This window comes from Dactylosporangium sp. NPDC000555 (assembly GCF_040300025.1).
Taxonomy (GTDB): Bacteria; Actinomycetota; Actinomycetes; order Mycobacteriales; family Micromonosporaceae; genus Dactylosporangium.
Map to the genome: position 1 here is coordinate 1 of NZ_JBEPDB010000053.1, position 21547 is coordinate 21547.

Here is a 21547-nt window from a genome sequence, read left to right on the forward strand (position 1 = left end):
GGCGCCGCTCCTGATCATCCTGGGCGGCATCGTGTACGTCATCGTGGTCACCGCGCTGCGCCTCGACGCCGACGCCATGCCGCCCGGCCCGATCGGCGAGCGGATGCGCCAGGCGTTCGACGCCCTCGACGACGAGATCGAGCAGATCATCACCGCCGCCCGCCGCTCCGCCGCGGACCGCCGGCCGGAGAGCACCGACCTGGTCGAGGTCGTCGCCGACCGGCTGGCGTTCTGGTCCGTACTCGCCGAGGACCAGAACCGGCCGTGGCGGGTCACCGGCGGGCAGGAGCCCGTGTACGTGCCCGTAGCCGAGTCCGACCTGGTCTCGGCGGTGGACTGCCTGCTCGGCAACGTGTTCCAGCATACCGCCGAGGGCACCGCGTTCGAGGTGCACGTCTCCGCGCGGGGGCTCATCGTCGACGACGCCGGGCCGGGTATCGCCGACCCTGACCGGGCGCTGTGCCGCGGCTCCAGCGGCACCGGCTCCACCGGCCTGGGCCTGGACATCGTCCGCCGCGTCGCCGAGGCCGCCGGCGGCCGGCTGAGCATCGAGCGCGGTCCGCTGCGGGGCGCGCGGATCGCGATCGAGCTCGGCCCGTCCGCCCCCGAGGTCCCCGCGCCCCGCAACACCCGCCGGATCGTGCGCTGACCGTCGTCGCTGTCGCACTGCGCGCGTGTGACCATTGGGCCCATGCGTCTGCTCGAGGGACTGCGCGCCCATGCACCCACAGTGTCCGTCGCCGGTCGCGCACTGTCGGCCGAGCGGTTACTCAGCGCCGCCACGGCGGTCGCGCACGACGTCCACGGCGCCGCCACGGTCGCGGTCGACGCCACCCCCACGCTGGAGACCGTCGTGGCGGTGACCGGTGCGCTACTCGCCGGGGCCGCGGTCGTGCCCGTGCCGGCCGACGCCGGCCCGGCCGAGCGCGAGCACATCCTGCGCGACTCCGGCGCCGAGGTGACGCTGGGCAACCGCCCCGGGCCGTTCGCCGCGCCGGTGCCGGTCGACGTGGGAAGAGCCTCGACGGGCTCCGGGGCCGGATGCCCGGCGCCGCCCGGGGACGCCGTCGCGTTCGTCATGTACACCAGCGGTACGACGGGAGCCCCGAAGGGCGTCGAGCTGACCCACGCCGCCGTGGAGGCCGGGCTGGACGCGGTCGCCGAGGCGTGGGCCTGGACCCCCGAGGACCGGCTCGTCCACGGCCTGCCCATGTTCCACGTGCACGGCCTGATCCTCGGCGTGCTCGGCGCGCTGCGGCACGGCTCGGCGCTGACGCACACCGGCCGCCCGCACCCGGCCGCGTACGCCGCCGCCGGCGGCACCCTCTACTTCGGCGTGCCGACCGTGTGGTCCCGGGTGTGCGCCGAGCCCGCCGCCGCCCGCGCCCTGCGCCCGGCCCGACTGCTCGTCTCCGGCAGCGCCCCACTGCCCGCACCGGTCTTCGAGCGGCTCTACGCCCTCACCGGCCACCGCCCGGTCGAGCGCTACGGCATGACCGAAACGCTCATCACCATCAGCAGCCGCGCCGACGGCGAGCGCCGCCCCGGCCAGGTCGGCGTGCCGGTCGCCGGCGTGCGCACCCGGCTCGTCGGCGATGACGGCACCGAGCTGCCCCGCGACGGCGAGGCCATCGGCGAACTGTGGGTCGACGGCCCGATGCTGCTGCGACGGTACCGCGGGCAGCCCGAATCGGCGGCCCGCACGCCTGACGGCTGGTTTCGCACCGGCGACCTCGCCCGCGTCGGCGCCGACGGCTGGCACCGCATCGTCGGGCGGTCCTCCACCGACCTCATCAAGTGCGGCGGATATCGCATCGGCGCCGGCGAGGTCGAGGACGCCCTGCTCACGCACCCGGCCGTGCGCGAGGCCGCGGTCGTCGGCGTCCCGCACGCGGACCTCGGCGAAGCGGTGACGGCCTTCGTCGTGACCGCCGGCGTCCCGGTCGGCGAGCGCGACCTCATCGACTTCGTGGCCGCACACCTGTCGGTCCACAAACGGCCACGTGTCGTACACTTCGTGGACGTCCTGCCACGCAACGCCATGGGCAAGGTGCAGAAGAAGCGGCTGGCGGGTCCTATGCTGTAGCGCAGACTTTTCTTGGTGGGTGGTGGTTCGCGGTGGAGACGGGCCGGATTCTGCGGTTCGACGAGGTTCGTGGTTATGGTTTCATCGCGCCGAACGCCGGCGGTGAGGACGTGTTCGTCCACGCCAACGACTTCGGCGAGCAGCGCCATCTCGTACATCCCGGCATGCGGGTCGAATACGAGGTGGAGGAGGGCGAGCGCGGCCTGAAGGTCTCGAGCGTCCGCATCCTCGACGTCTCGGCCCGCCGCGAGCACGCCCGGGCCACCACGTCGCCGTTCGCGCCGGTGGCCACGGCGACGCCCGGCACGCCCGGCCCATCCGGCGAGGACGACGGCCTGTGCGATGTGCTGTCCAGCCGCGAGTTCACCGCCGAGGTGACCGAGCTGCTGATCCAGCACGTGCCGTCGCTGACCGGCAGCCAGATCGCCCAGGCCCGCCAGCATCTGGTCAGCTTCGCCCGCAGTCACGGCTGGGTGGAGAGCTGACGTGGCGTTGAAGGTCCTGTTCATCGGCGGCAGCGGCATCATCAGCTCGGCGTGCTCGCGGCTGGCCGTCGAGCGCGGCATCGACCTGCACGTGCTCAACCGCGGCGAGTCGAGCCTGCGGCCGCTGCCGGAGGGCGCGAAGGTCCTGCGCGCCGACATCCGCGACGCCGCCTCCGTGCGTGAGGCGATCGCCGGGCACACCTTCGACGCCGTCGTGGACTGGGTCGCCTTCACCACCGACCACGTCCACGCCGACATCGAGCTGTTCCGCGGTCGCACCGGGCAATACGTGTTCATCAGCTCCGCGTCGGCGTACCAGACCCCGCCGGCCCGCCTGCCGGTCGTGGAGTCCTCGCCGCTGCGCAACCCGTTCTGGCAGTACAGCCGCGACAAGATCGCCTGCGAGGACCTCCTCGTCAAGGTGTACCGCGACAAGGGCTTCCCGGCCACGATCGTGCGCCCCTCGCACACGTACGACCGCACGCTCGTGCCGTTCGACGGCGGCTGGACGGTCCCGGCCCGCATGCGCGCCGGCAAGGAGATCGTCGTGCACGGCGACGGCACCTCGCTGTGGACGCTGACCCACCACGAGGACTTCGCCCGCGCGTTCGTGCCGCTGCTGGGCCACCCCCGCGCGATCGGTGACGTCTTCCAGATCACGAGCGACGACGTACTGACCTGGAACCAGATCGCCGAGCACCTCGCCGCCGCGCTGGGCACCACCGCGAAGATCGTCCACGTCCCGTCGGACGCGATCGCGGCCACCGACGCGGAGTGGGGCGCGGGCCTGCTGGGCGACAAGGCCCACTCGATGGTCTTCGACAACGCGAAGGTCAAGGCCCTCGTCCCGGACTACGTTGCCACGATCCCGTTCCACCGCGGCGCTCGCGAGATCGTCGCCTGGTTCGACGAGGACCCGGCCCGCCAGGTCGTCGACGAGCGCCTGGACAAGATCATGGACGATCTCGTCGCCCGCTACCGCCTGGGTTGAGCCCGGTGTCGAAGGCGGATCTCAAGCAGTACCTGCAGACCGGGCGCGAGAACCTGCTGTGGAAGCTCGACGGGCTCTCGGCGTACGACATCCGGCGCCCGATGGTGCCCACCGGCACCAACCTGCTCGGGCTCGTCAAGCACGTCGCGTCGGTCGAGGCCGGCTACTTCGGCGCCACCTTCGGGCGGCCGTTTCCCGAGCCGCTGCCGTGGATCGAGGACGGCGCCGAGGACAACGCCGACATGTGGGCGGCCCCGGACCAGACGCGCGAGGACATCATCGGGCTGTACCGCCGGGTGTGGGCGCACTCTGACGTGACCATCGACGCGCTGGAGCTCGACTCGCCCGGGCGGGTGCCGTGGTGGGACCCGGCGCGGAACGAGGTGACCCTGCACCGCGTGCTGATCCACATGATCGCCGAGACGGACCGGCACGCCGGGCACGCCGACATCGTGCGGGAGCTCATCGACGGCGCCGCGGGATGGCGGCCGGCGACGTCCAACCTCGTCGGCGGCGACGCCGACTGGTGGGCCGCCTACCGCGACAAGCTCGAGCGGGCCGCCCGAGAGGCTTAGGAGTTTCACGATCCTGTCGCCGCGGTTGACACGGTGGGTGGTGCTCTGATCGCGGATGGTGCTGGTTTGGGTGGGTTGCGGGCCGGGTTTCGGGCGTTGTGGGTGTGGGGTTTGGATCTTTCGGCGGCCTGGGGTGAGGCTGGTTACGCTGCGGGAACGCCGTGCCGGGGTGGTCCGGGGTGGTGGGTGTGCCGGGTGGGGCGGTGGTGTTGCGGGGTGCGGAAGTGTCGGTGGCGGCGGCTATGGTCCGGGCATGAGTTCGGACCAGGGATGCGTGGCAGCGCTCGGCGACGCGCTCGCCGCGCTCCTCGAACACGACCCCACCCACCTGGACGACACCACCCTGCGCCAAGCGATGCTCGCCCTGCTCCGCCACACCAACCAACTCGACGCCATCATCGCCCACTACATCAGCGCCTTCGACGACCGCCGACTCGCCCGCGCCGACGGCTGGCCCAACACCAAACAATGGCTCCAAGCCTACGGCCGGCTCTCCGGACCAGCCGCCACCTCCCGCATCCGCGCCGCCACCACCATCCAACTCCTACCCACCCTCGAAACCGCGTTCGACGCCGGCGACGTCACCCGCGAACACGTCGACCGCATCGCCCTGACCGCCCAGGAAATCGGCGACGACATCATCGAAACCGCCGAACAACCCCTCGTCACCATCGCCCGCCACCACGAACCCGAAGCCCTCCGCGAAATCTGCGAACGCCTCATCGACGAAACCATCCGCGACCAGCACACACCCACCCAACACCACGACCGCCGCGGCCTCACCATCACCCAAACCGGAACCATGTGGAAACTCCGCGGCATCCTCGACACCGAAACCGGCGCGCTGCTGACCACCGCCCTCGACGCATACACCCAACCCCCACCACCCGACGACGACCGCACCCCCACCCAACGCCGCCACGACGCCCTCGCCGACCTCCTCAACACCACCCTCCGCGAAGGCCGAACCCCCCTCGTAGCCGGCGTCCGACCACACCTCACACTCCTCATGCCAGTCCGCCGCTACACCAAACTCCACAACCACGACAACAACCCCACCACCCCCGAAACCACAGCCGACCCGGCCGACGCGGAGGACGGGCCCGCCACCCTCACCGGCTACGGCATCATCCCCGACACCCTCACCACCCGACTCAGCTGCGACGCCAACCTCCAACACATCTGGCAACACCCCAACAATGGACTACCACTCCACCTCGGCCGCGCCTACCGCAACACACCACCAGCACTCCGCCGCGCCCTCGCCACCCGCGACCCACACTGCCGCTGGCCCGGCTGCCACACACCCGCCAACTGGTGCGACAGCCACCACCTCAAAACCTGGATCCGCGACCACGGCAACACCGACATCGACAACCTCATCAACCTCTGCCGCCACCACCACATCAACGTCCACGAACGCGGATGGCAACTCCACCACCACCCCACCAACGGCACCATCACCATCACCCGACCCGACGGCACACCATACGACCTCGGACCCAGCCGACCACGCACCGGACGATTCCCACCATTAATGAGAAAACCGACCACGAATACAACCTGAATCCGCGAACCGCGCCACCGACCAGCGGCACCCCGTGCCGCAGGGCGAGCGCCTGCCGCTGCCGCTTCGGCAGCGACCAGGACGCACGAGCCGCTCCTCTATGTGCTCGGCAATGGTGAGCCCCGGCTCGGCTCGTTGACGCCCATGACGTAGCCGAGCGCGGCGGGTGCGCCGCGCCGCATGCTAAGAACGGTGATCTTGAGGTGTCCGGCGAGCGCGCGCAGCGGCGATGTGCGCCCACTCCCCCCGCCCCGACGGCCAGCTCGACGCCGCGGAACGCCTACCCGCGCCGCGTCCGCGCCCCCCGCCCCTCGGCGACGGAGCACCTCGTCCGCCACGCTTTGCACTGTCTGAAACTGAGGCGCCCGTGTGCCGCCATTCCGCCCCCACGGTTTGTGCCCGGCTCACGCCACCCGGCGCGGGCCGTGGTCAGCCGGACAGTCCGGACACCGAGACGATCCGCTCCCGCAGCGGGCCGAGCGCCGTTGCGATCTCGGCGATCCGGTCGCCCGGCACGCCCAGTTCGGTCAGGGTGTCCGCAAGGTGGGCCACCACGGCGTCGAAGTGGGCGTCGGTAAGACCCAGTCCGGCGTGGGCCGCGGCCATGTCGCGCCCCGCGTAGACTTCCGGACCGCCGAGGGCCGCGGCGATGAAGGCACGCTGGTGGGTCTTCAGTCGGCTGATGTCCACGTCGGCGAAGAAGCCCGCAAGCCGGGAGTCGCCGAGGACCCGGGTGTAGAAGCCCTCGACGGCGGCCCGGACGGACTCCGCGCCACCGATCGCGTCATAGATGCTCATCTCGCCTCCCGCCTGCGCGGCGACGCGGACGCGCCGCCGCGGCCGATCGTACGGCGACCGTAGCGCCGGCCCGTTACCCCAGCGTTGGTGCCGCGCGACATCCGTGCTACAAACACCGCACCTCGGCATCGGGCAGGAACTGAGCCACCGGCGGCGCGACCACGCCGTCACCGCCGGACGCCGGCCGGGCCGTGGACGGTGACCAGGGCGAGCGCCACGCCGGTCCAGAACGAGACCGCGGCATTGACCAGGGCCAGGCGCAGGCCAGGTATCAACCCCGTGCCGTGGCCGACCAGCGCGCCCAGCAGGGCCGCCCCGATCACACTGCCCACCTGGCGGGCGGCGTGATCACGCCGGCGGACGGCCCGGCCTGCTCGGTGGGGACGCCCTCGGTGACCGCGGTGGTGGCCGCCGGCATCGTGAACGACATGCCGAAACCGGCCGCGACCAGCGGCACCACCAGCAACGGGTAGGGGGTGTGCGCGCCGGCCACGGTCAGTCCAGGCAAGTCCGGCGCCGCACGCGAGCAGCCCGATCAGCAGGGTTGGCCGGGGGCTGCCCGTGCGAGCGGCGAATCGGCCGGAGGCGGCCGAGCCGACCGCGACCACGCCCATCTGCGGCAGGAGGCCAGACCGGCCGGCAGCGCCGAGTAATTGATCGCGAACAGTTCACCGTAGAACCCGAGGTTGATCAACAGGCCGACGATGGTGGCCCCGGTCAGGGTACGGCCGGCGAACAACCGCAACGGCAGCATCGGGGCCGCAACGCGCCGTTCGACCAGCAGAAGCCCGACCGCCGCGGCAACGAACACAGCGCCGTCGGCCAGCACCGCCGGCCAGCACCGTCGGCCAGCACCGTCGGCCCCAGACCGAAGCAGGCCGGGCAGGTCGACGAAGCCCACCGAGATCAGCGTGCCGATGCGGCAGCTCACCACACAGACCGCCGCGAACCTCGGCGACGGGGCGTCGCGGACGACCTGGGCGGCGTCGATGCCGTGGTGGACCGCTCGGAGACGATCAACCGCACCATGCGGGTGGAACGCGAACGCACTCCCCGCCCGTGCAACTCGCCCGTCACCGACATCAAGCAGAGCCCGGAGTCGCAGGTCTGCGACCGGCTCTTTCACCACGGTCGCCCGTGGTGGCGGCCGCGTGCCGCAGCCGCGGCAGGAAACCCGCCCCAGACTTTGCAGGCGTCGCGGCGGTGACCGTCAGGCCGGAATCTCAGCCGGCGTCGGCCTCCCGGCCGGCGTCGCGCATCGATCGGGCGTCGTGGCCGGCTAGGGCGTCCTGTCCTACCTCCGCGTTGTGCGCGTGCGCCAGGTGGTGCAGGCCGAACGCGGCGTCCATGCCGTCCCGCAGTCCCATGAGATCCTCGGCCTGGTTCACTGCCCGCTTTGCCAGCGCCAGGCCCAGGGGCGGCATCGACGCGATCCGCGTCGCGATGTCGAGTGTGAACGCCTCCAGATCCTCCCGCGCAACGACCCTGTTCACCATGCCGAGCTGGTACGCGCGGTGGGCGTCGATGCGCTCGCCGAGGAAGAGAAATTCCTTGGCCTGCCGGGCACCGAGCGCCCACGGGTGCGCGAAGTACTCCACTCCGGGGATGCCCATCCGCAGCACGGGATCGGCGAAGAACGCGTCATCGGCGGCGACGATGAGGTCGCAGACCCAGGCCAGCATGAGCCCGCCCGCGATGCAGGCGCCGTGTACCGACGCGATGGTCGGCTTGGGCAGATCCCGCCACCGGCGGCACATCCCCAGATAGACCTCTGATTCGCGGGCGAACCGGCTCTCGGCGCCCGAGCGGCCGACGTGGTCCCACCAAAGACCGGCCCGGCGCGGGAAGCTCCGGTCGATGTCCCGCTCCGGCGTCCCGATGTCGTGCCCGGCGCTGAAGTGCTCACCCGCACCGCGAAGCACGATCACCGCGACCTCGTTGTCGTCGGCGGCACGGTAGAAAGCGTCGTCGAGGGCGTACGTCATCGCCGAGTTCTGCGCGTTACGGTATCGAGGCCGGTTCATGGTGATGATGGCGATCGGACCCCGGCGCTCGTAGCGCACCACGTCATCGCCAGTGCCGGACTGCTGCGTCACCGGTGTTGCCTCCCTTGTCTCCAGGTCACCCGGGGTTTCCCCCTGCCATCGAGCCATTTCCGATCAATGCGGCGTCAGGCTCAGCGCCCGACCGACCTCCCGACGGTGCCAACTGGCCGCGCCCCACGCTCCTGCCAGAGCCCAGGTGCGTTTCAGGAACAGGTGCAGGTCGTACTCGACCGTGTAGCCGAGGGCGCCGTGGCACTGCAGGGCTGTCCGCGCGACAGCTGACGCGGCCGCCGACGCCAGTGCCTTCGCCATCGACACGTCCCGCCCCGCGTCGGGGGAACCGGTGGCCATGCTGTGGCCCGCCCGCAGTACCGCGGGCTCGGCGAACTCGATCCGGACGAGCGCGTCGGCCAGCGCGTGCTGAACGGCCTGGAAGCTTCCCACCGCAACGCCGAACTGCCGGCGTTCGCGCACGTACCGGGCCGCCATGTCGAGCATCCGGCGAGCGAGTCCGATGAGTTCTGCGGCCGTGCCGAGAACCGCGCGGCGCCAGGCACGCAGAACCTCGGGACCATCGGCGATGGGCTCGCCGATCGGTCCGGTGCGGCGAACCAGCCCACGGGTCGGATCAACCGATTCGACCGGTTCGACGTGACCCGTGTCGAGCGCCGCCAAATGAATGGAGCCGGTTCCACCCCACCCTCCGGTCAGGAGGTACGCGGCTGCGCGCCCGTGCGGAAAGCAGCCGGCACCGGCGGGGTCGGCGGCCACGGTCACCTCACCCCGCAGCAGCGACGCCAAGGTACTGCGGTGCTCAGTCCTCCCGGCGAGCACCGGACCGGCGAGCACCGGACCGGCCAGCGCGAGGGCCTCCAGTACGGGAAGCGGCAGGGCGACCCGGCCGGCCTCGATGAGCAAGGCGACCATCCCGACTTCGTCGAGCCCGAGTCCGCCGAGTTCCTCGGGGACGAGCACGCCCAGTGCCCCGATCTCACCGAGCCGGCGCCAGAGTGCCCGCAGCGCTGGCGCGTCCGGGGCGGAGCGGACCACGGCGGTGGAGCACTCGCGCTCGAGCAGAGACCGGGTCAGTGACCGGAGCTCCTCGTGCTCCGCGGAGTACCCGAAGTACATCGGCCGCTCATTTCCTGGGTAGGCCGAGCAGCCGCTCGGCCACGATGGTGCGCTGGATCTCGTTGGTTCCGGCGTAGATCGGCCCCGCCAGCGCGAACTGGAAACCGCGACTCCACGGGCCGTCCAGCTCGCCCGCGGGGCCGAGCAGTTCGAGCGCTGTGGTGTGCAGCCGGACGTCCAGTTCGGACCAGAAGAGCTTGTTGAGGCTGGATGCCTGGCCGGGGTCACGGCCCTCGAGCATGTCGGTGACTTGACGAAGCGTGAACAGGTGGTAGGCCTCAGCGGCCATCCATCCCTGCACCACCTCGTCCGCGAGCAGGGGATCGAGGTCGTCTCCACGGGTGGTGGCCAGGTGGACGAGGCGTCGCGCGGTGTGCCGGAAGCGGCCGGGCGAGCGCAGGGTGAGGCCCCGCTCCGATCCGGTGGTCGCCATCGCCACGTGCCAGCCCTGGTCGACCTCGCCGAGCACGGCGTCGTCCGGGACGAACACATCGTCGAAGAAGACGTCGGCAAAGCCCTCGTCCCCGTCGAGCCGGCCGAACCCGCGCACGGTGACACCCTCGGCGTCCAGCGGCACGAGAAAGTAGGTGAGCCCGCGATGCCGCGGCGCCTGGGCATCCGTGCGAAACAGTCCGAACAGGTGGGTGCAGAACGCGCCGCGGGTCGTCCACGTCTTCTGGCCGCTCAACAGCCAGCCGCCGGCCCGCTCATCACGGAGCGCACGACTGCGGATCGCGGCCAGGTCGCTGCCCGCCTCGGGTTCGGACCAGCCCTGGCACCACAGATCCTGCGCCGCGGCCATCCGTGGCAGGAGGCGGTTCTGCTGTTCCGCGGTACCGAAACGGAACAGGGCCGGGGCGAGCAGGAAGATGCCGTTCTGGGTGACCCGCTGCGGTGCGCCTGCCCGGTAGTACTCCTCCTCGAAGATGAGCCACTCGACGAGCGAGGCTTCCCTGCCGCCATACCGGCGGGGCCACGACACGACCGACCAACCGGCGTCGAACAGCATGCGCTCCCACTCGACGTGTAACGCGAACCCGGTTGCGGTGTCCCCGGACGGCAGCGGTGGATCTGGGCGGTTCGCCGTGAGCCAGGCCCTCGCCTCCGCGCGGAAGGCGGCCTCCGCCGGACTGTCGCTCAGGTCCATCCAGCACTCCGGCGACGGACTTCCAACATGTGGAGAACGTATCCACTTCACCCCGACGTCGTCAATCCCGAAGGTGGGGGCTTGACCAGACCCGGGGCGCATCCGTAACTTCCACTTTATGGAAGTTACTTTCGCAACCAGTCGGCGGGGGGTGGAAGCGGGGTGGATTTCGAGCTGAGCGACGTTCAACGGGACCTCCGGGAGTCCACCCGGAAGCTCTGTCAGGGCTTCGACTCGCACTACTGGCGTCGCATCGACGGAGAGAAAATCTTTCCAGAGGAGTTCGCCAAGGCGTGCGCCACAGCCGGCATCCCCGGCACCATGCTCCCCGTCGAACTCGGCGGCGTGGGCCTGCGCGTCACCGAGGCCGCCCTCGTGCTGCAGGAGATCGCGGCGAGCGACGGCGGGCTCGACGCCTGCTCCGTGGTGCACATGGGCATGTTCGGGCTCAATCCGGTGCTCGTGCACGGGACCGAAGAGCAGAAGCAGGCATACCTGCCACGGGCGGCGCGCGGCGAGCTGAACTCCTGCTTCCTGGTCACGGAGCCGGATGCCGGGGTGGACACGACCCGAATCACCACCACCGCCCGGCGCGAGGGCGACGATTACGTAGTCACCGGCCGCAAGGTGTGGATCAGCCGGGCCGCGCAGGCCGAGTACGGATTGCTGTTGTGCCGCACCCAGCCGTACTCGGCGGTGAGCCGCAAGACCGACGGCATGACGCTGCTCTTCATCCCCATGCGTGTTCCCGAGATAGTCATCACCGAGATCCCGAAGATGGGCCGCAACGGGGTCTCATCCAACGAGGTCGTCATCGACGGGCTGCGAGTGCCGGTCTCATGCCGCATCGGCGTGGAGGGGCACGGCTTCCGGCACCTGCTCGACGGGATCAACCCGGAGCGAATCATGATCGCGGCCGAGGCGGTCGGTCTCGGTCTGAACGTGATCCGCCGCGCCGCCGCCTATGCACAACACCGGGTCGTGTTCGGCCGACCGATCGGGCAGAACCAGGGCGTACAGCTACCGCTGGCGGACGCCTACTCACAGCTGAAGGCGGCCGAACTGGCCACCTATGAAGCGGCGTGGCGATACGACTCCGGACTGGACTGCGGCGCACAGGCGAACATGGCGAAGCTCCGGGCCACCGAGGCGGCACACTACGCGGTCAACATCGCGTTCGAGACCTTCGGCGGCTACGGCTACGCCAAGGAATACGACATCGAACGGTTCTACCGGCAGTTGCCGCTGACGCGCGTCGCGCCCGTCACCAACAACCTGACCAAGGCGTTCATCGCCACCCAGGTCCTTGGCCTGCCGAAGTCCTACTAGAAGTCCTGCTAGAAGTCCTGCTAGAAGTCCTGCTAGATCCACATCATCGATCGAGCAAGAGGAGCCGGAGTGGATTTCCGCGGTGCGGTCGCGATCGCCGGGATCGGCGAAACCCCGGTGGGCAAGGTCCCCGACCGGTCGAGCACCCAACTGCACGCCAATGCGATCGAGTCGGCCGTGCGCGACGCCGGCCTCGCATTGGCCGATATCGACTTGTTGATAACCGGCAACTCCCGAGCGCGACCCTACCTCTACCACGCCGAGATGGTGGCGGAGTACCTCGGCATCCGTCCCCCGCACTGCCTGACGGTCAACACGGGCGGCTCGACCTCCCTGGCGCTGCTCCAGTACGCGGCGGCCATGATCCTGACCGGCCAGGCCGAGGTCGCGGTCATCGCCAAGGCGGACAACCTGGCCACCGGAATGGGCCGCGCGGCGACGATCGAGTCGATGGCGACGATCGGGCACCCGGAGTTCGAGGCGCCGACCGGCCCGCCGATCCCGGGGCTCTACGCGCTCATCGCAGCCCGCTACTACCACCGCTACAACATCAAGCCCGAGCATGTCGCCGAGGTCGCCGTCGTCGACCGGATGCACGCCGCGCTCCATCCCACCGCGCAGTTCCGCTCTGCGCTGACCGTCGACGACGTCCTCGGCTCGCGCCTGATCGCGGACCCGCTGCACATGCTCGAATGCGCCCCGGTTTCCGACGCGGGCGCCGCGATCGTCATCACCTCGGCAGCTCGAGCGCGAGATCAGCGCCAGCCCCCGGTGCACCTGCTCGGCATGGGCGAGTCGCACCCGTTCGAGCATGTCTCCCAGGCCGCCGAGCTGACCGAGACCGGGGCAGCGGAGTCCGGCAGGGCCGCGTTCGCCGCGGCGGGCTGCCGCCACGATGACATCGACGTGGCGATGGTGTACGACGCCTTCGCCTTCATCCAGCCCATGCAACTGGAGGATCTCGGCTTCTGCGCCAAGGGCGAGGGCGCGGAGTTCGTCGCGGCCGGCAACACCCGCCTCGGTGGGCGGCTCCCGACCAACACCCACGGCGGCGTGCTGTCCCACTCACACGCCGGCAAGCCCAGCTCCCTCTTCCTGCTCACGGAGGCGGTGCACCAGCTGCGTGGTCAGGCCGGCGACCGGCAGGTCCCCGGCGCCCGAAATGCCCTGGTGCACGCCGAGGGCGGCATTCTCGCCTCGCACTGCACCGCGATCTTCTCCTCGGAGGTACCCGCGTGAGCGCACCCGCCGCGAAGCCCCTGCCCGTGCCCGACCAGGACAGCGCCGGATTCTGGAGCGCCGCCGCGGAGCACCGGCTTGTTGTGCAACACTGCGACGACTGCGACGCCGACCAGCTCTTTCCACGGCTGATCTGCACACGCTGCCACGGACACGCGCTGCGGCTGCGACCCGCCGCCGGCACGGGCACCGTGTACTCGTACACGGTGGTCCGGCGCGCGCCCAGCCCGGCGTTCGCCGCGGAGGTACCCTACGTCGTCGCGCTCGTCGAACTGGCCGAGGGCCCCCGCCTGATGGCGAACATCGTGGACTGTGTCCCCGGCGACGTCCACATCGGCATGACCGTGCGGGTGTGGTTCGACGACGTGGCCGAGAGCGTTTCGTTGCCCCGGTTCCGGCCCACGGCTGCGCCATGAGCGTGCCGTTGCTGCTGGAGATGGCGACCCAGTTCCACCCCGACCGGCCCGCCCTGCGCGCTCCCGACGGCGCGCTGCTGGACTTCGCCGGCTACCGGGACCGGGTGGTGGCGGCGGCGGGCCTGTTGCGGGAGCGTGGCGCCCAGCGCGTCGTGCTGCTCGGCGAGACCACCGCCGCCTTCCCGGTCGCGCTCTTCGCCGCCGCGTGGGCCGGTCTCCCGTTCGTGCCCGTCAACCACCGGCTCCCCGTCGACCGGATCCACGAGTTGCTCGAACGGCTGCCGGGTGCCTGCGTCGTCCGGGGCGCCGGCGTCACCGTGCCCGCCGGTATGGACGTGCTGAGCGAGGCTGAGCTGATCAGCGCTCCGCCATCCGGCCTCGATCGCGACGAGGGCGACCGTGCCGACGCCGACGGCACCGCGGTCGAACTGTTCACCAGCGGCACCACGGGACCGCCCAGGCTGACCTCGCTCACCCACGCCAACCTGTTCAGCTACGTCACCAACACCGTCGAGCTGGGTGCCGCCGCCGAGGACGAGGCCCTGCTGCTGGCCACGCCACCCTTCCACATCGCAGCCGTGGCCGCGGTGCTCACCTCATGCTACGCGGGTCGCCGGCTCATCCCGCTGGGCCGCTTCACCCCGGAGGGCTGGTTGCGCGCCGCGGCCGCCGAGCACGCCACCCACGCCTTTCTGGTACCGACGATGCTCGCCCGGGTGCTCGACACGCTGCACCGGACACCGGACCGTCCGGCGCCCGCCCTGCGCAGCCTCTCCTACGGGGGTGCGCGCATGCCCCGGCCCACGATCGAGTTGGCACTGCGCGCCTTTCCGCACACGGATTTCGTCAACGCCTACGGCCTGACCGAGACCAGCTCCACCATCGCGGTGCTCGGCCCCGACGACCACCGGGCCGCCGCACTCGGTGACCCCATCGCGCTGGAGCGCCTCGACTCCGTCGGGCGGGTACTGCCGGGCGTGGAGGTGCGGCTCGTCGACACCGCCGGCGGGCCGGTCCCACCCGGAGCCAGCGGCATGGTGGAGGTGCGGGGCGCCCAGGTCGCGTCCGGCGGCTTGACCGGCGGGTGGCTCCGCACCGGCGACACCGGCCGGGTCGACGCGGACGGCTACCTGTTCCTCGGCGGGCGCAGCGACGACATCATCATCAAGGGCGGCGAGAACCTGGCGCCTGGCGAGATCGAGGATGTCATCCTGCGGCATCCGGCCGTGGCGGCCGTGGCCGTCGTCGGCCTGCCGGACTCCGAGTGGGGCGAACGTGTGGCCGCGGCGGTCGTGCCCCGTGCCGGCACCGCGGAGCCGGAGGCGATCCGGGAGTGGGTCCGCCGGCACCTCGGGTCGCTCAAGACCCCGGACGTGATCAAGGTTCTTGATGAGCTGCCGGAGACCGCCACCGGCAAAGTGCCGCGCGCGCGGGTACGTGCACTGCTGGAGTCCCGGCAGCCGGCCGCGGAGGTGATCCGATGAGCACGGCGCCGGAACTCCCTCCGGTCGAGCAGGTCCTGCCCGGTATCTGGGCGCTGCCGCTGCCGCTCACCGGCACCGGCCTGGCGTACGTAACGGTCTACGCGATCGAGGCCGATGACGGCTTCTACCTCGTGGACGCCGGATGGTCGAGCCCGAACGCGCTGGACCTGCTCGCCGCCGGGCTCGCCGCCGCCGGTGCCTCGCTCGCGGACCTGCGCGGGGTCCTCGTCACGCACATCCACCCCGACCACTACGGGCTGGCGGCACGGATCCGGGCGGCGACGACCGCATGGATCGCGCTGCACCCCGCCGAGGCCGCGCTGATCGACGTCCGGTACAGCACCGAGAGCAAGCTCGGCGCCAGTATCCAGCAGTGGTTGCACGCTGCCGGCGTGCCGCACAGCCGCAGCGATGAACTGGGTGCGTCAATGCACGCCGGTTCCGGCGACGTCGGCGTCTGCCACCCCGACCTGGAGCTGCGACACGGCGACCGGCCGCCGATCCCCGGGCGTGAGGTGGTCGCCGTGCACACGCCCGGACACACCCCTGGTCACCTCATGTTCGACCTGCCGGCCGAGCACGCGGTGTTCGCCGGGGACCACCTGCTCTCCCGGGCGACGCCGAACATCTCGTTCGGCCCGCTCTCCGGCCCCGATCCCCTGTCGGACTACCTGCGCTCGCTGCTCGCGGTGGCCGATCTCGGTCCACGGACCGCCTTTCCCGCCCATCAGCATGCGATCCCCGACGCGGCGAGCCGGGCCGGGGAACTTGTACGCCACCACGACGATCGGCTGCAGGAGGTGCTGATGGTACTGCGGAGCGGAGCGGAGACCGTGCACGAGGTGTGCGGCGAGCTCGCCTGGCACCGCCGCCTGGAGAGCCTGCCCGCCTACCTCGTCCGGGCCGCGCTCGGCGAGACCCATGCGCACCTGCTGCGACTCGCCACGCTCGGTGCGGCCACCGTGTCGCCCGGCCCGCCGCAGCGCTGGGCTGCCGTGTCCACAAGGGGGACGGAATGAGCGCCACGATCTGGGTCGTGGGGGCGGGCGGCATCGGCGCCAGCATCGCCGCCCGGCTCGCCGGGGCCGGTCAGCGGGTCGTGGTGATCGATGACTGGGCCGAGCATGTCGACCGGATCCGCGAGCACGGGCTCACGCTCGAGCACCCGGGCGGTGTGCTGCACACGCGGCCCGCGGCGATCCGGCTGTCCGAGCTGCCCGAGTTGGCCGAGCTTCCCGCGGCCGCCGACGCGGCACCGCCGGATCTCGTACTGCTCGCGGTGAAGTCCGACCGTACCCGCGAGACCCTGCTCGCGGTGGCCGACCGGCTGCCGCCGGGCTGTCCGGTGCTGTCGCTGCAGAACGGCCTGAACGAGCCGGTCATCGCCGACGTGGTGGGCCCCGCCCGTACGGTGGGTGCCGTCGTCCGGTTCGACGGCGCGCTCGCCGGCCCCGGCCGAGTCACGCAGCAACGCTCCGACGGGGACCTGGTCATCGGTGCGGTCGACCGGGCCGCGGCCGGCCTCGTCGCCGGGGTCGCCGACCGGCTCCGTACCGCGCTGCCGGTGGTCGTCTCCGACGACATCTGGGCCGGCCTGTGGAGCAAGCTCACCCGCAACTGCCTGCTGAACCCGGTATCCACGCTGGTGGGGCTGGGCCTGGGGCGGATGGCCGCGCTTCCCCCGGTACGCCAGGTCTGTCTGCGGACCGGGCTCGAAGCGGTCGCGGTCGCGCGCGCCACCGGCGTCGCCGTCGAGCCCGGGATTCTCTACGGCGCCGATCTGGACCGGTTGTTCGCCGGCGACCCCGCCGCGGTCCGGGATTTCGAGGCCGCGTTCGAACGGACCTACGCCCCGTTCCCGGACCTGAAGCCGTCGATGCTGCAGGACGCCGAGAAGGGGCGCACGGTCGAGGTCCGCTGGCTCAACGGCGCGGTGGTCGACGCCGCGGAGCGGGTCGGGGTCGCCACACCGCTCAACCGGGCACTGACCGAGCGGGTGGAGGAACTGGTTCGCGGCGTACGGACGCCGGGGATGCACAACCTGGAAGGGCTGACATGAACACGGAAACAGCGGGTTACGCCCGTCTTGTCGAGGCGCTCGAGTGCCTCGGCGTACGCGAGATGTTCGGTGTCATGGGCGTGGGCAACATGCACATGATCGGCGAGTTCCACAAGCGTGGCGGCCGGTACGTGGCGACCCGGCACGAAGCGGGCGCGGTGAACATGGCCGACGGTCAGGCGCGTGCCACCGGCGGGCTCGGCGTGGCGACGGTGATCCAGGGCCCGGGCCTGACGAACGCGCTCACCGCGCTGACGACCGCGGTCCGCTCCGCCTCCCCGGTCCTGGTCATCACCAGTGAGCTGCCGGTCGGTCGCAGGCCCACCGGGCAGGCGATCGATCAGGAGCCGATCGTTGCCGGCACGGGCGCCGCGTACCTTCGGGTCACCGAGACCGATCCGGGGGCGGCGCTGGTCGAGGCGGCCGAGTTGGCCTTACGTGAGCGCCGCCCGGTCGTCGTCAGCGTGCCCGGCTCGGTACAGCAACGGACCTGGGCGCCGGCGGCCCTGACCCGGCCGGCGGTGCGGCGAAACCGGGCACCGGTCGACGAGGCCGACGTGATACGGCTGGCCGAGCTGTTCTCCGCCGCGACCCACCCGGTCGTGGTGGCCGGCCGAGGCGCGGAATGGTCCGGCGCCGGGGACGCGGTGGCGGCACTGGCCGAGCGGACCGGCGCCCTCCTCGGGACCACCGCGCTGCTCAAGGATCGGTTCCACGGCCACCCGGCCGACATCGGCGTGGTCGGTGGCTTCTCCCATCCGCTGGCCCGCGAGCTGCTGGGCGCGGCGGACCTGGTGGTCTCGCTCGGGGCGTCGCTGAGCGTGTGGACGATAGCTCGCGGCGGGCTCTTCCCGCACGCCACATTGGTGCAATGCGACGAGGACGCGGACGCCATCGGCGCGCAGGCCCGGCCGCACCACGGGATAGTGGCCGATGTACGGGAACTGGTCGAGTCGCTCCTGCCGCGGCTGCCGGAGCGGGGCGCGGCACCGGCGCGGTGGGCCGCCGAAGGCGCCTTCGACCGGCTCGCCCAGCGGCGGCCCGAGGAGGGGTTCGCCGACCGCAGCGGCGACGGCAAGATCGATCCCCGTACCGCGTCGATGGTGCTGGACCGGGAGCTGCCCTCGGATCGGGTCCTGACCGTCGACGGCGGGCACTACATCGGTTTCCCCACGGAGTTCATCACGGTCCCCGCACCACACCGGTATCAGTTCACCCTCACGTTCGGCGCCATCGGCCAGGCTCTCGGCGTGGCGGCCGGGGCAGCCGTCGCCGGGCCGGGACCCTCGCACGTCTGTGTGATCGGCGACGGCGGGCTCGCCACGTCCATCGCCGACCTCGAGACGCTGGTGCGGGAGGCCGTCCCTCTGCTCGTCGTGGTGTTCAACGACATGGCCTACGGCGCGGAGATCCACCACCTACGCCACGAGGGACTGCCGGACGACCTCGCGCGCTTCAGCGGTCCGGACATGGTCGAGGTGGCCGCCGGCTTCGGTTGCGAGGCCCGGCGCGCCACCACCGCCGGCGAACTCGCCGACGCGATCCGCGCCTGGTCCGGCGACGCGCCGATGGTGATCGACGTGGCGATCGACGGTCAGCTGCTGGCACCCTGGTACGCGGAGGTGCTCGACCCGCCGCAGCGCGTCACCCCGCGTACCGGCTGAGCGGCACCACCACTCGGAGGGGGCGGGCACGGTCACGGCTTTGCGGAGCCGCCCGTGCCCGCTTGCCGAACCCGCTCGCGCAACGCCTGCTTGAGCACCTTGCCGGCCGCGTTGCGCGGCAACGCCTCGACCACCTCCACCCGGCGCGGGCATTTGAAGTCCGCCAGCAGTTCCCGGCAGTGTGCGATCAGGTCGGCGGGTGCCGGCGGCGAGCCGCCGACGCTCTCCCGCAGGACCACCACCGCGTACACGTCCTCGCCGAGCCGCGGATGCGGCACGCCGATCACCGCGGCCTCGCGTACCGCGGTGTGGGCGTGCAGCGCCGCCTCCACCTCCGCGCTGGCCACGTTGTGCCCACCGCGCACGATGATGTCCTTGCGCCGGTCGACGTGGTACAGGAAGCCTTCGTCGTCGACCCGGACCACGTCGCCGGAGCGCAGCCAGCCGTCGAGGAACGCCGCCTCGGTTGCCTCCTCGTCACCGTAGTAGCCGACCATGATGGACGGTCCTCGCAGCAGGAGTTCGCCGGTGCCGCCGGGTCCGACGTCCGCGCCGTGCTCGTCGACGACCCGCACCTGGGTAAATCGGCCGGCCCAGCGGTTGCCGATCGACCCGAGCCGGGCCAACGCGTACTCCTCGGGCAGGTAGCACCCGCCCGGACCGGCCTCGGTGAGCCCGTAGGTGTGCATCAGCCCGGCCGAGGGCACCGCGGCCCGCAGTTGTTCGATCAGCGACGCGGGCATGCTGGCCCCGCCGTAGTCCAGGATGCGCAGGGTTTCCAGGGATGCCCGCGCGATCAGGGGGCTGTCCAGCCAGAACGCGTAGATCGACGGCACCGCGACGTACACGGTCGCTCCGACCTCGGCGATCAGGGCGAGGCTCGCCGCGGTGTCGTAGTCGTCGACAACGACGCAGGCACCGGCCGACAGGCACGACAACGCGTTGAAGTGCAGGCCGGCCCCGCTGGTGACGGGGAAGGGGCTTTGCAGCACGTCGTGCGGGGTCAGGCGGAAGGCGTCGCTCCAGCCGATCGCGGCGGCCAGCGACGAGCCGTGGGTGTGCAGGACCCCTTTCGGCCGTCCGGTCGTGCCCGAGGTGTAGAGCAGGTTGGCCGGGTCGGTGTCGGCCAGGCCGGCGACCGCCGCTACCGGCGCACCGCGCAGCGGCCCCAGCGGATCGGTCGTGTTCAGCACGACCACGTCGCAGGGCGCGTCCCGCGCCCGGTCTTTGTGGTCCGGACCGGCGAGGACCATCCGGGCCCCGCTGTGGCGCAGGATGTGCGCCACCTCAGGCGGCGCGAGCCGCGCGTTCACCGGCACGTTCACCGCGCCGAGCCGCAGCACGGCGTGGTAGATGATCAGCGCGTCGACGCCGCTGCCGTTGTCGAGGATCCAGCCGACCCGGTCGCCGCGCCGGACGCCCGCCGTGGCCAGCCCGCCCGCGACCCGCCCCGCCGCCTCGTCCAGTTCCTGGTACGTGAGCGCCTGGTAGGAGCCGCTTCCGGAGCGCCCGACGACCGCCCTGGCATGCGGTGTGCGGGCCGCGCGGGCCGCCAGGAGGGACGGGACCGTGCGCCACGCGAACTCGGGTGGCAGTGGTATAGATCTCATCGGCCAACCTCGGTGATCCACTGCGTGGAATATACTTCCATGATCTGGCGGGAGTCATGACTGACAGGGGAGCCATGAAGAAAGATGCCAATACGCCGGCCGCCAACGAGCCAACCGCCGAGCGGGGGTCTCAGGCCATCCACCGGGCACTGCAACTGCTCAAGTGCTTCAGCGTGGAACGTCCGACGGTCTCGCTGACCGAGCTGACCCGGCAGACCGGGCTGACGATGCCGACCGTGCACCGGATGGTCAAGGCCCTGCAGAGCAGCGGTTTCCTGGTCCAGGATTCGGTGACCAACCGCTACAGCCTGGGGCCGGCCGTGATGAACCTGGCTCGGGTGATGATGCATCGGTCCGCGAACGAGGATCTGGTGACGGCGGCGATGCCCCACCTCGAGGAGCTGCGGTCGATCACCAACGAGACCGTCGGCCTGCACTGCCCCACCGCCGAGGCGCGGTACTGTGTGGCGGAGCTCGTGAGCCGCCAGCCGCTGCGCCTCAGTACCGGCGTCGGACACACCTACGAACTCTTCATCGGCGCTACCGGTCACGCCATCCTCGCATTCTCCAAACCGGACACCGTCGAACGCGTCCTCACCCGCCTCGAACACGCCGACCGTCGTGACTACCCCGAGTTCGAGATCCCGACCAGGAAACAGATCGAGGCCGAACTCGCCACGATTCGCCGCCAGGGCTACGCGATGAGCCTCGGCGAGGTGGTGGCGAACGCCACCGCCGTCGCGGCGCCGATCCTCAGCGACGAGGGCATCGCCGTGGCAGCGGTCAACGTGACCGGGCCCGCCGACCGGTGGACGCGCCCGCTCATGGAGCAGCACACCTCCGACCTGATCAAGGCCGCCCGGCAGATCTCGGCCCGGCTGGGCTACCCCGAGTGAGCACTGGGCGGCCCGGCCGCCCGGC

The 21547-nt window shown here is 71.4% G+C and carries 22 protein-coding genes; 14 read left to right on the plus strand and 8 right to left on the minus strand.

What is annotated here, in order from left to right:
• From ABT297_RS27415 to ABT297_RS27440, 6 genes are all read left to right on the plus strand, one after another.
• A partial coding sequence (locus tag ABT297_RS27415) for a sensor histidine kinase (protein WP_350554696.1) occupies positions 1-649 on the plus strand: 649 nt, incomplete at its 5' end.
• Positions 650-691: 42 nt separating this feature from the next.
• Complete coding sequence (locus ABT297_RS27420; RefSeq protein WP_350554698.1) at positions 692-2086, plus strand: AMP-binding protein; 1395 nt, start codon at positions 692-694, stop codon at positions 2084-2086.
• A gap of 32 nt (positions 2087-2118) precedes the next feature.
• Entirely contained in the window at positions 2119-2571 is a 453-nt protein-coding gene (locus ABT297_RS27425) for a cold-shock protein (RefSeq protein ID WP_350554700.1), read from the plus strand.
• A gap of 1 nt (position 2572) precedes the next feature.
• Entirely contained in the window at positions 2573-3562 is a 990-nt protein-coding gene (locus ABT297_RS27430) for an NAD-dependent epimerase/dehydratase family protein (protein WP_350554702.1), read from the plus strand.
• A gap of 5 nt (positions 3563-3567) precedes the next feature.
• A complete protein-coding gene (locus ABT297_RS27435) occupies positions 3568-4137 on the plus strand; it encodes a DinB family protein (RefSeq protein WP_502885653.1) in 570 nt (189 codons plus the stop codon).
• 253 nt (positions 4138-4390) lie between these two features.
• Complete coding sequence (locus ABT297_RS27440; RefSeq protein ID WP_350554706.1) at positions 4391-5704, plus strand: HNH endonuclease signature motif containing protein; 1314 nt, start codon at positions 4391-4393, stop codon at positions 5702-5704.
• Between the two features lie 429 nt (positions 5705-6133).
• On the opposite strand, the gene ABT297_RS27445 is transcribed toward ABT297_RS27440, so the two are convergent.
• The 7 genes from ABT297_RS27445 to ABT297_RS27475 form a co-directional block, all read right to left on the minus strand.
• Positions 6134-6502: a group I truncated hemoglobin gene (locus ABT297_RS27445; RefSeq protein ID WP_350554708.1), complete on the minus strand. Its 369-nt coding sequence runs from the start codon at positions 6500-6502 to the stop codon at positions 6134-6136.
• Positions 6503-6669: 167 nt separating this feature from the next.
• Positions 6670-6825, minus strand: a complete 156-nt coding sequence (locus tag ABT297_RS27450) for a hypothetical protein (RefSeq protein ID WP_350554710.1) — start codon at positions 6823-6825, stop codon at positions 6670-6672.
• On the minus strand, positions 6822-7010 hold the full coding sequence (locus ABT297_RS27455) for a hypothetical protein (RefSeq protein ID WP_350554712.1): 189 nt from the start codon (positions 7008-7010) through the stop codon (positions 6822-6824). The genes ABT297_RS27450 and ABT297_RS27455 overlap by 4 nt, the downstream gene beginning before the upstream one ends.
• A gap of 27 nt (positions 7011-7037) precedes the next feature.
• On the minus strand, positions 7038-7403 hold the full coding sequence (locus ABT297_RS27460) for a hypothetical protein (RefSeq protein WP_350554714.1): 366 nt from the start codon (positions 7401-7403) through the stop codon (positions 7038-7040).
• A 322-nt stretch (positions 7404-7725) separates the two neighbouring features.
• Positions 7726-8598, minus strand: a complete 873-nt coding sequence (locus ABT297_RS27465; protein ID WP_350554716.1) for an enoyl-CoA hydratase — start codon at positions 8596-8598, stop codon at positions 7726-7728.
• Positions 8599-8661: 63 nt separating this feature from the next.
• Entirely contained in the window at positions 8662-9678 is a 1017-nt protein-coding gene (locus tag ABT297_RS27470) for an acyl-CoA dehydrogenase family protein (protein WP_350554718.1), read from the minus strand.
• A 7-nt stretch (positions 9679-9685) separates the two neighbouring features.
• On the minus strand, positions 9686-10825 hold the full coding sequence (locus ABT297_RS27475; RefSeq protein WP_350554720.1) for an acyl-CoA dehydrogenase family protein: 1140 nt from the start codon (positions 10823-10825) through the stop codon (positions 9686-9688).
• Positions 10826-10987: 162 nt separating this feature from the next.
• On the opposite strand from ABT297_RS27475, the gene ABT297_RS27480 reads away from it, so the two are divergent.
• From ABT297_RS27480 to ABT297_RS27510, 7 genes are all read left to right on the plus strand, one after another.
• Positions 10988-12154 (plus strand): acyl-CoA dehydrogenase family protein, encoded by a 1167-nt coding sequence (locus ABT297_RS27480; RefSeq protein ID WP_350554722.1) that lies wholly within the window; start codon positions 10988-10990, stop codon positions 12152-12154.
• A 69-nt stretch (positions 12155-12223) separates the two neighbouring features.
• Entirely contained in the window at positions 12224-13393 is a 1170-nt protein-coding gene (locus ABT297_RS27485) for a thiolase C-terminal domain-containing protein (RefSeq protein ID WP_350554724.1), read from the plus strand.
• A complete protein-coding gene (locus tag ABT297_RS27490; RefSeq protein ID WP_350554726.1) occupies positions 13390-13809 on the plus strand; it encodes a Zn-ribbon domain-containing OB-fold protein in 420 nt (139 codons plus the stop codon). The genes ABT297_RS27485 and ABT297_RS27490 overlap by 4 nt, the downstream gene beginning before the upstream one ends.
• A complete protein-coding gene (locus ABT297_RS27495; protein WP_350554728.1) occupies positions 13806-15293 on the plus strand; it encodes a class I adenylate-forming enzyme family protein in 1488 nt (495 codons plus the stop codon). The genes ABT297_RS27490 and ABT297_RS27495 overlap by 4 nt, the downstream gene beginning before the upstream one ends.
• Positions 15290-16312 (plus strand): MBL fold metallo-hydrolase, encoded by a 1023-nt coding sequence (locus ABT297_RS27500; RefSeq protein WP_350554730.1) that lies wholly within the window; start codon positions 15290-15292, stop codon positions 16310-16312. Before ABT297_RS27495 ends, ABT297_RS27500 begins: the two co-directional genes overlap by 4 nt.
• On the plus strand, positions 16309-17352 hold the full coding sequence (locus ABT297_RS27505) for a ketopantoate reductase family protein (protein ID WP_350554732.1): 1044 nt from the start codon (positions 16309-16311) through the stop codon (positions 17350-17352). Before ABT297_RS27500 ends, ABT297_RS27505 begins: the two co-directional genes overlap by 4 nt.
• Entirely contained in the window at positions 17349-19016 is a 1668-nt protein-coding gene (locus tag ABT297_RS27510; RefSeq protein ID WP_350554734.1) for a thiamine pyrophosphate-binding protein, read from the plus strand. Before ABT297_RS27505 ends, ABT297_RS27510 begins: the two co-directional genes overlap by 4 nt.
• Before the next feature lie 32 nt (positions 19017-19048).
• Here ABT297_RS27510 and ABT297_RS27515 read toward each other — a convergent pair whose 3' ends face one another.
• Positions 19049-20626, minus strand: coding sequence for a class I adenylate-forming enzyme family protein (locus ABT297_RS27515; RefSeq protein WP_350554736.1), 1578 nt, complete (start codon positions 20624-20626; stop codon positions 19049-19051).
• Between the two features lie 74 nt (positions 20627-20700).
• Between ABT297_RS27515 and ABT297_RS27520 the strand changes: the two genes are divergently transcribed.
• Positions 20701-21522, plus strand: coding sequence for an IclR family transcriptional regulator (locus ABT297_RS27520; RefSeq protein WP_350554738.1), 822 nt, complete (start codon positions 20701-20703; stop codon positions 21520-21522).
• The last annotated feature ends 25 nt before the right edge of the window (positions 21523-21547 follow it).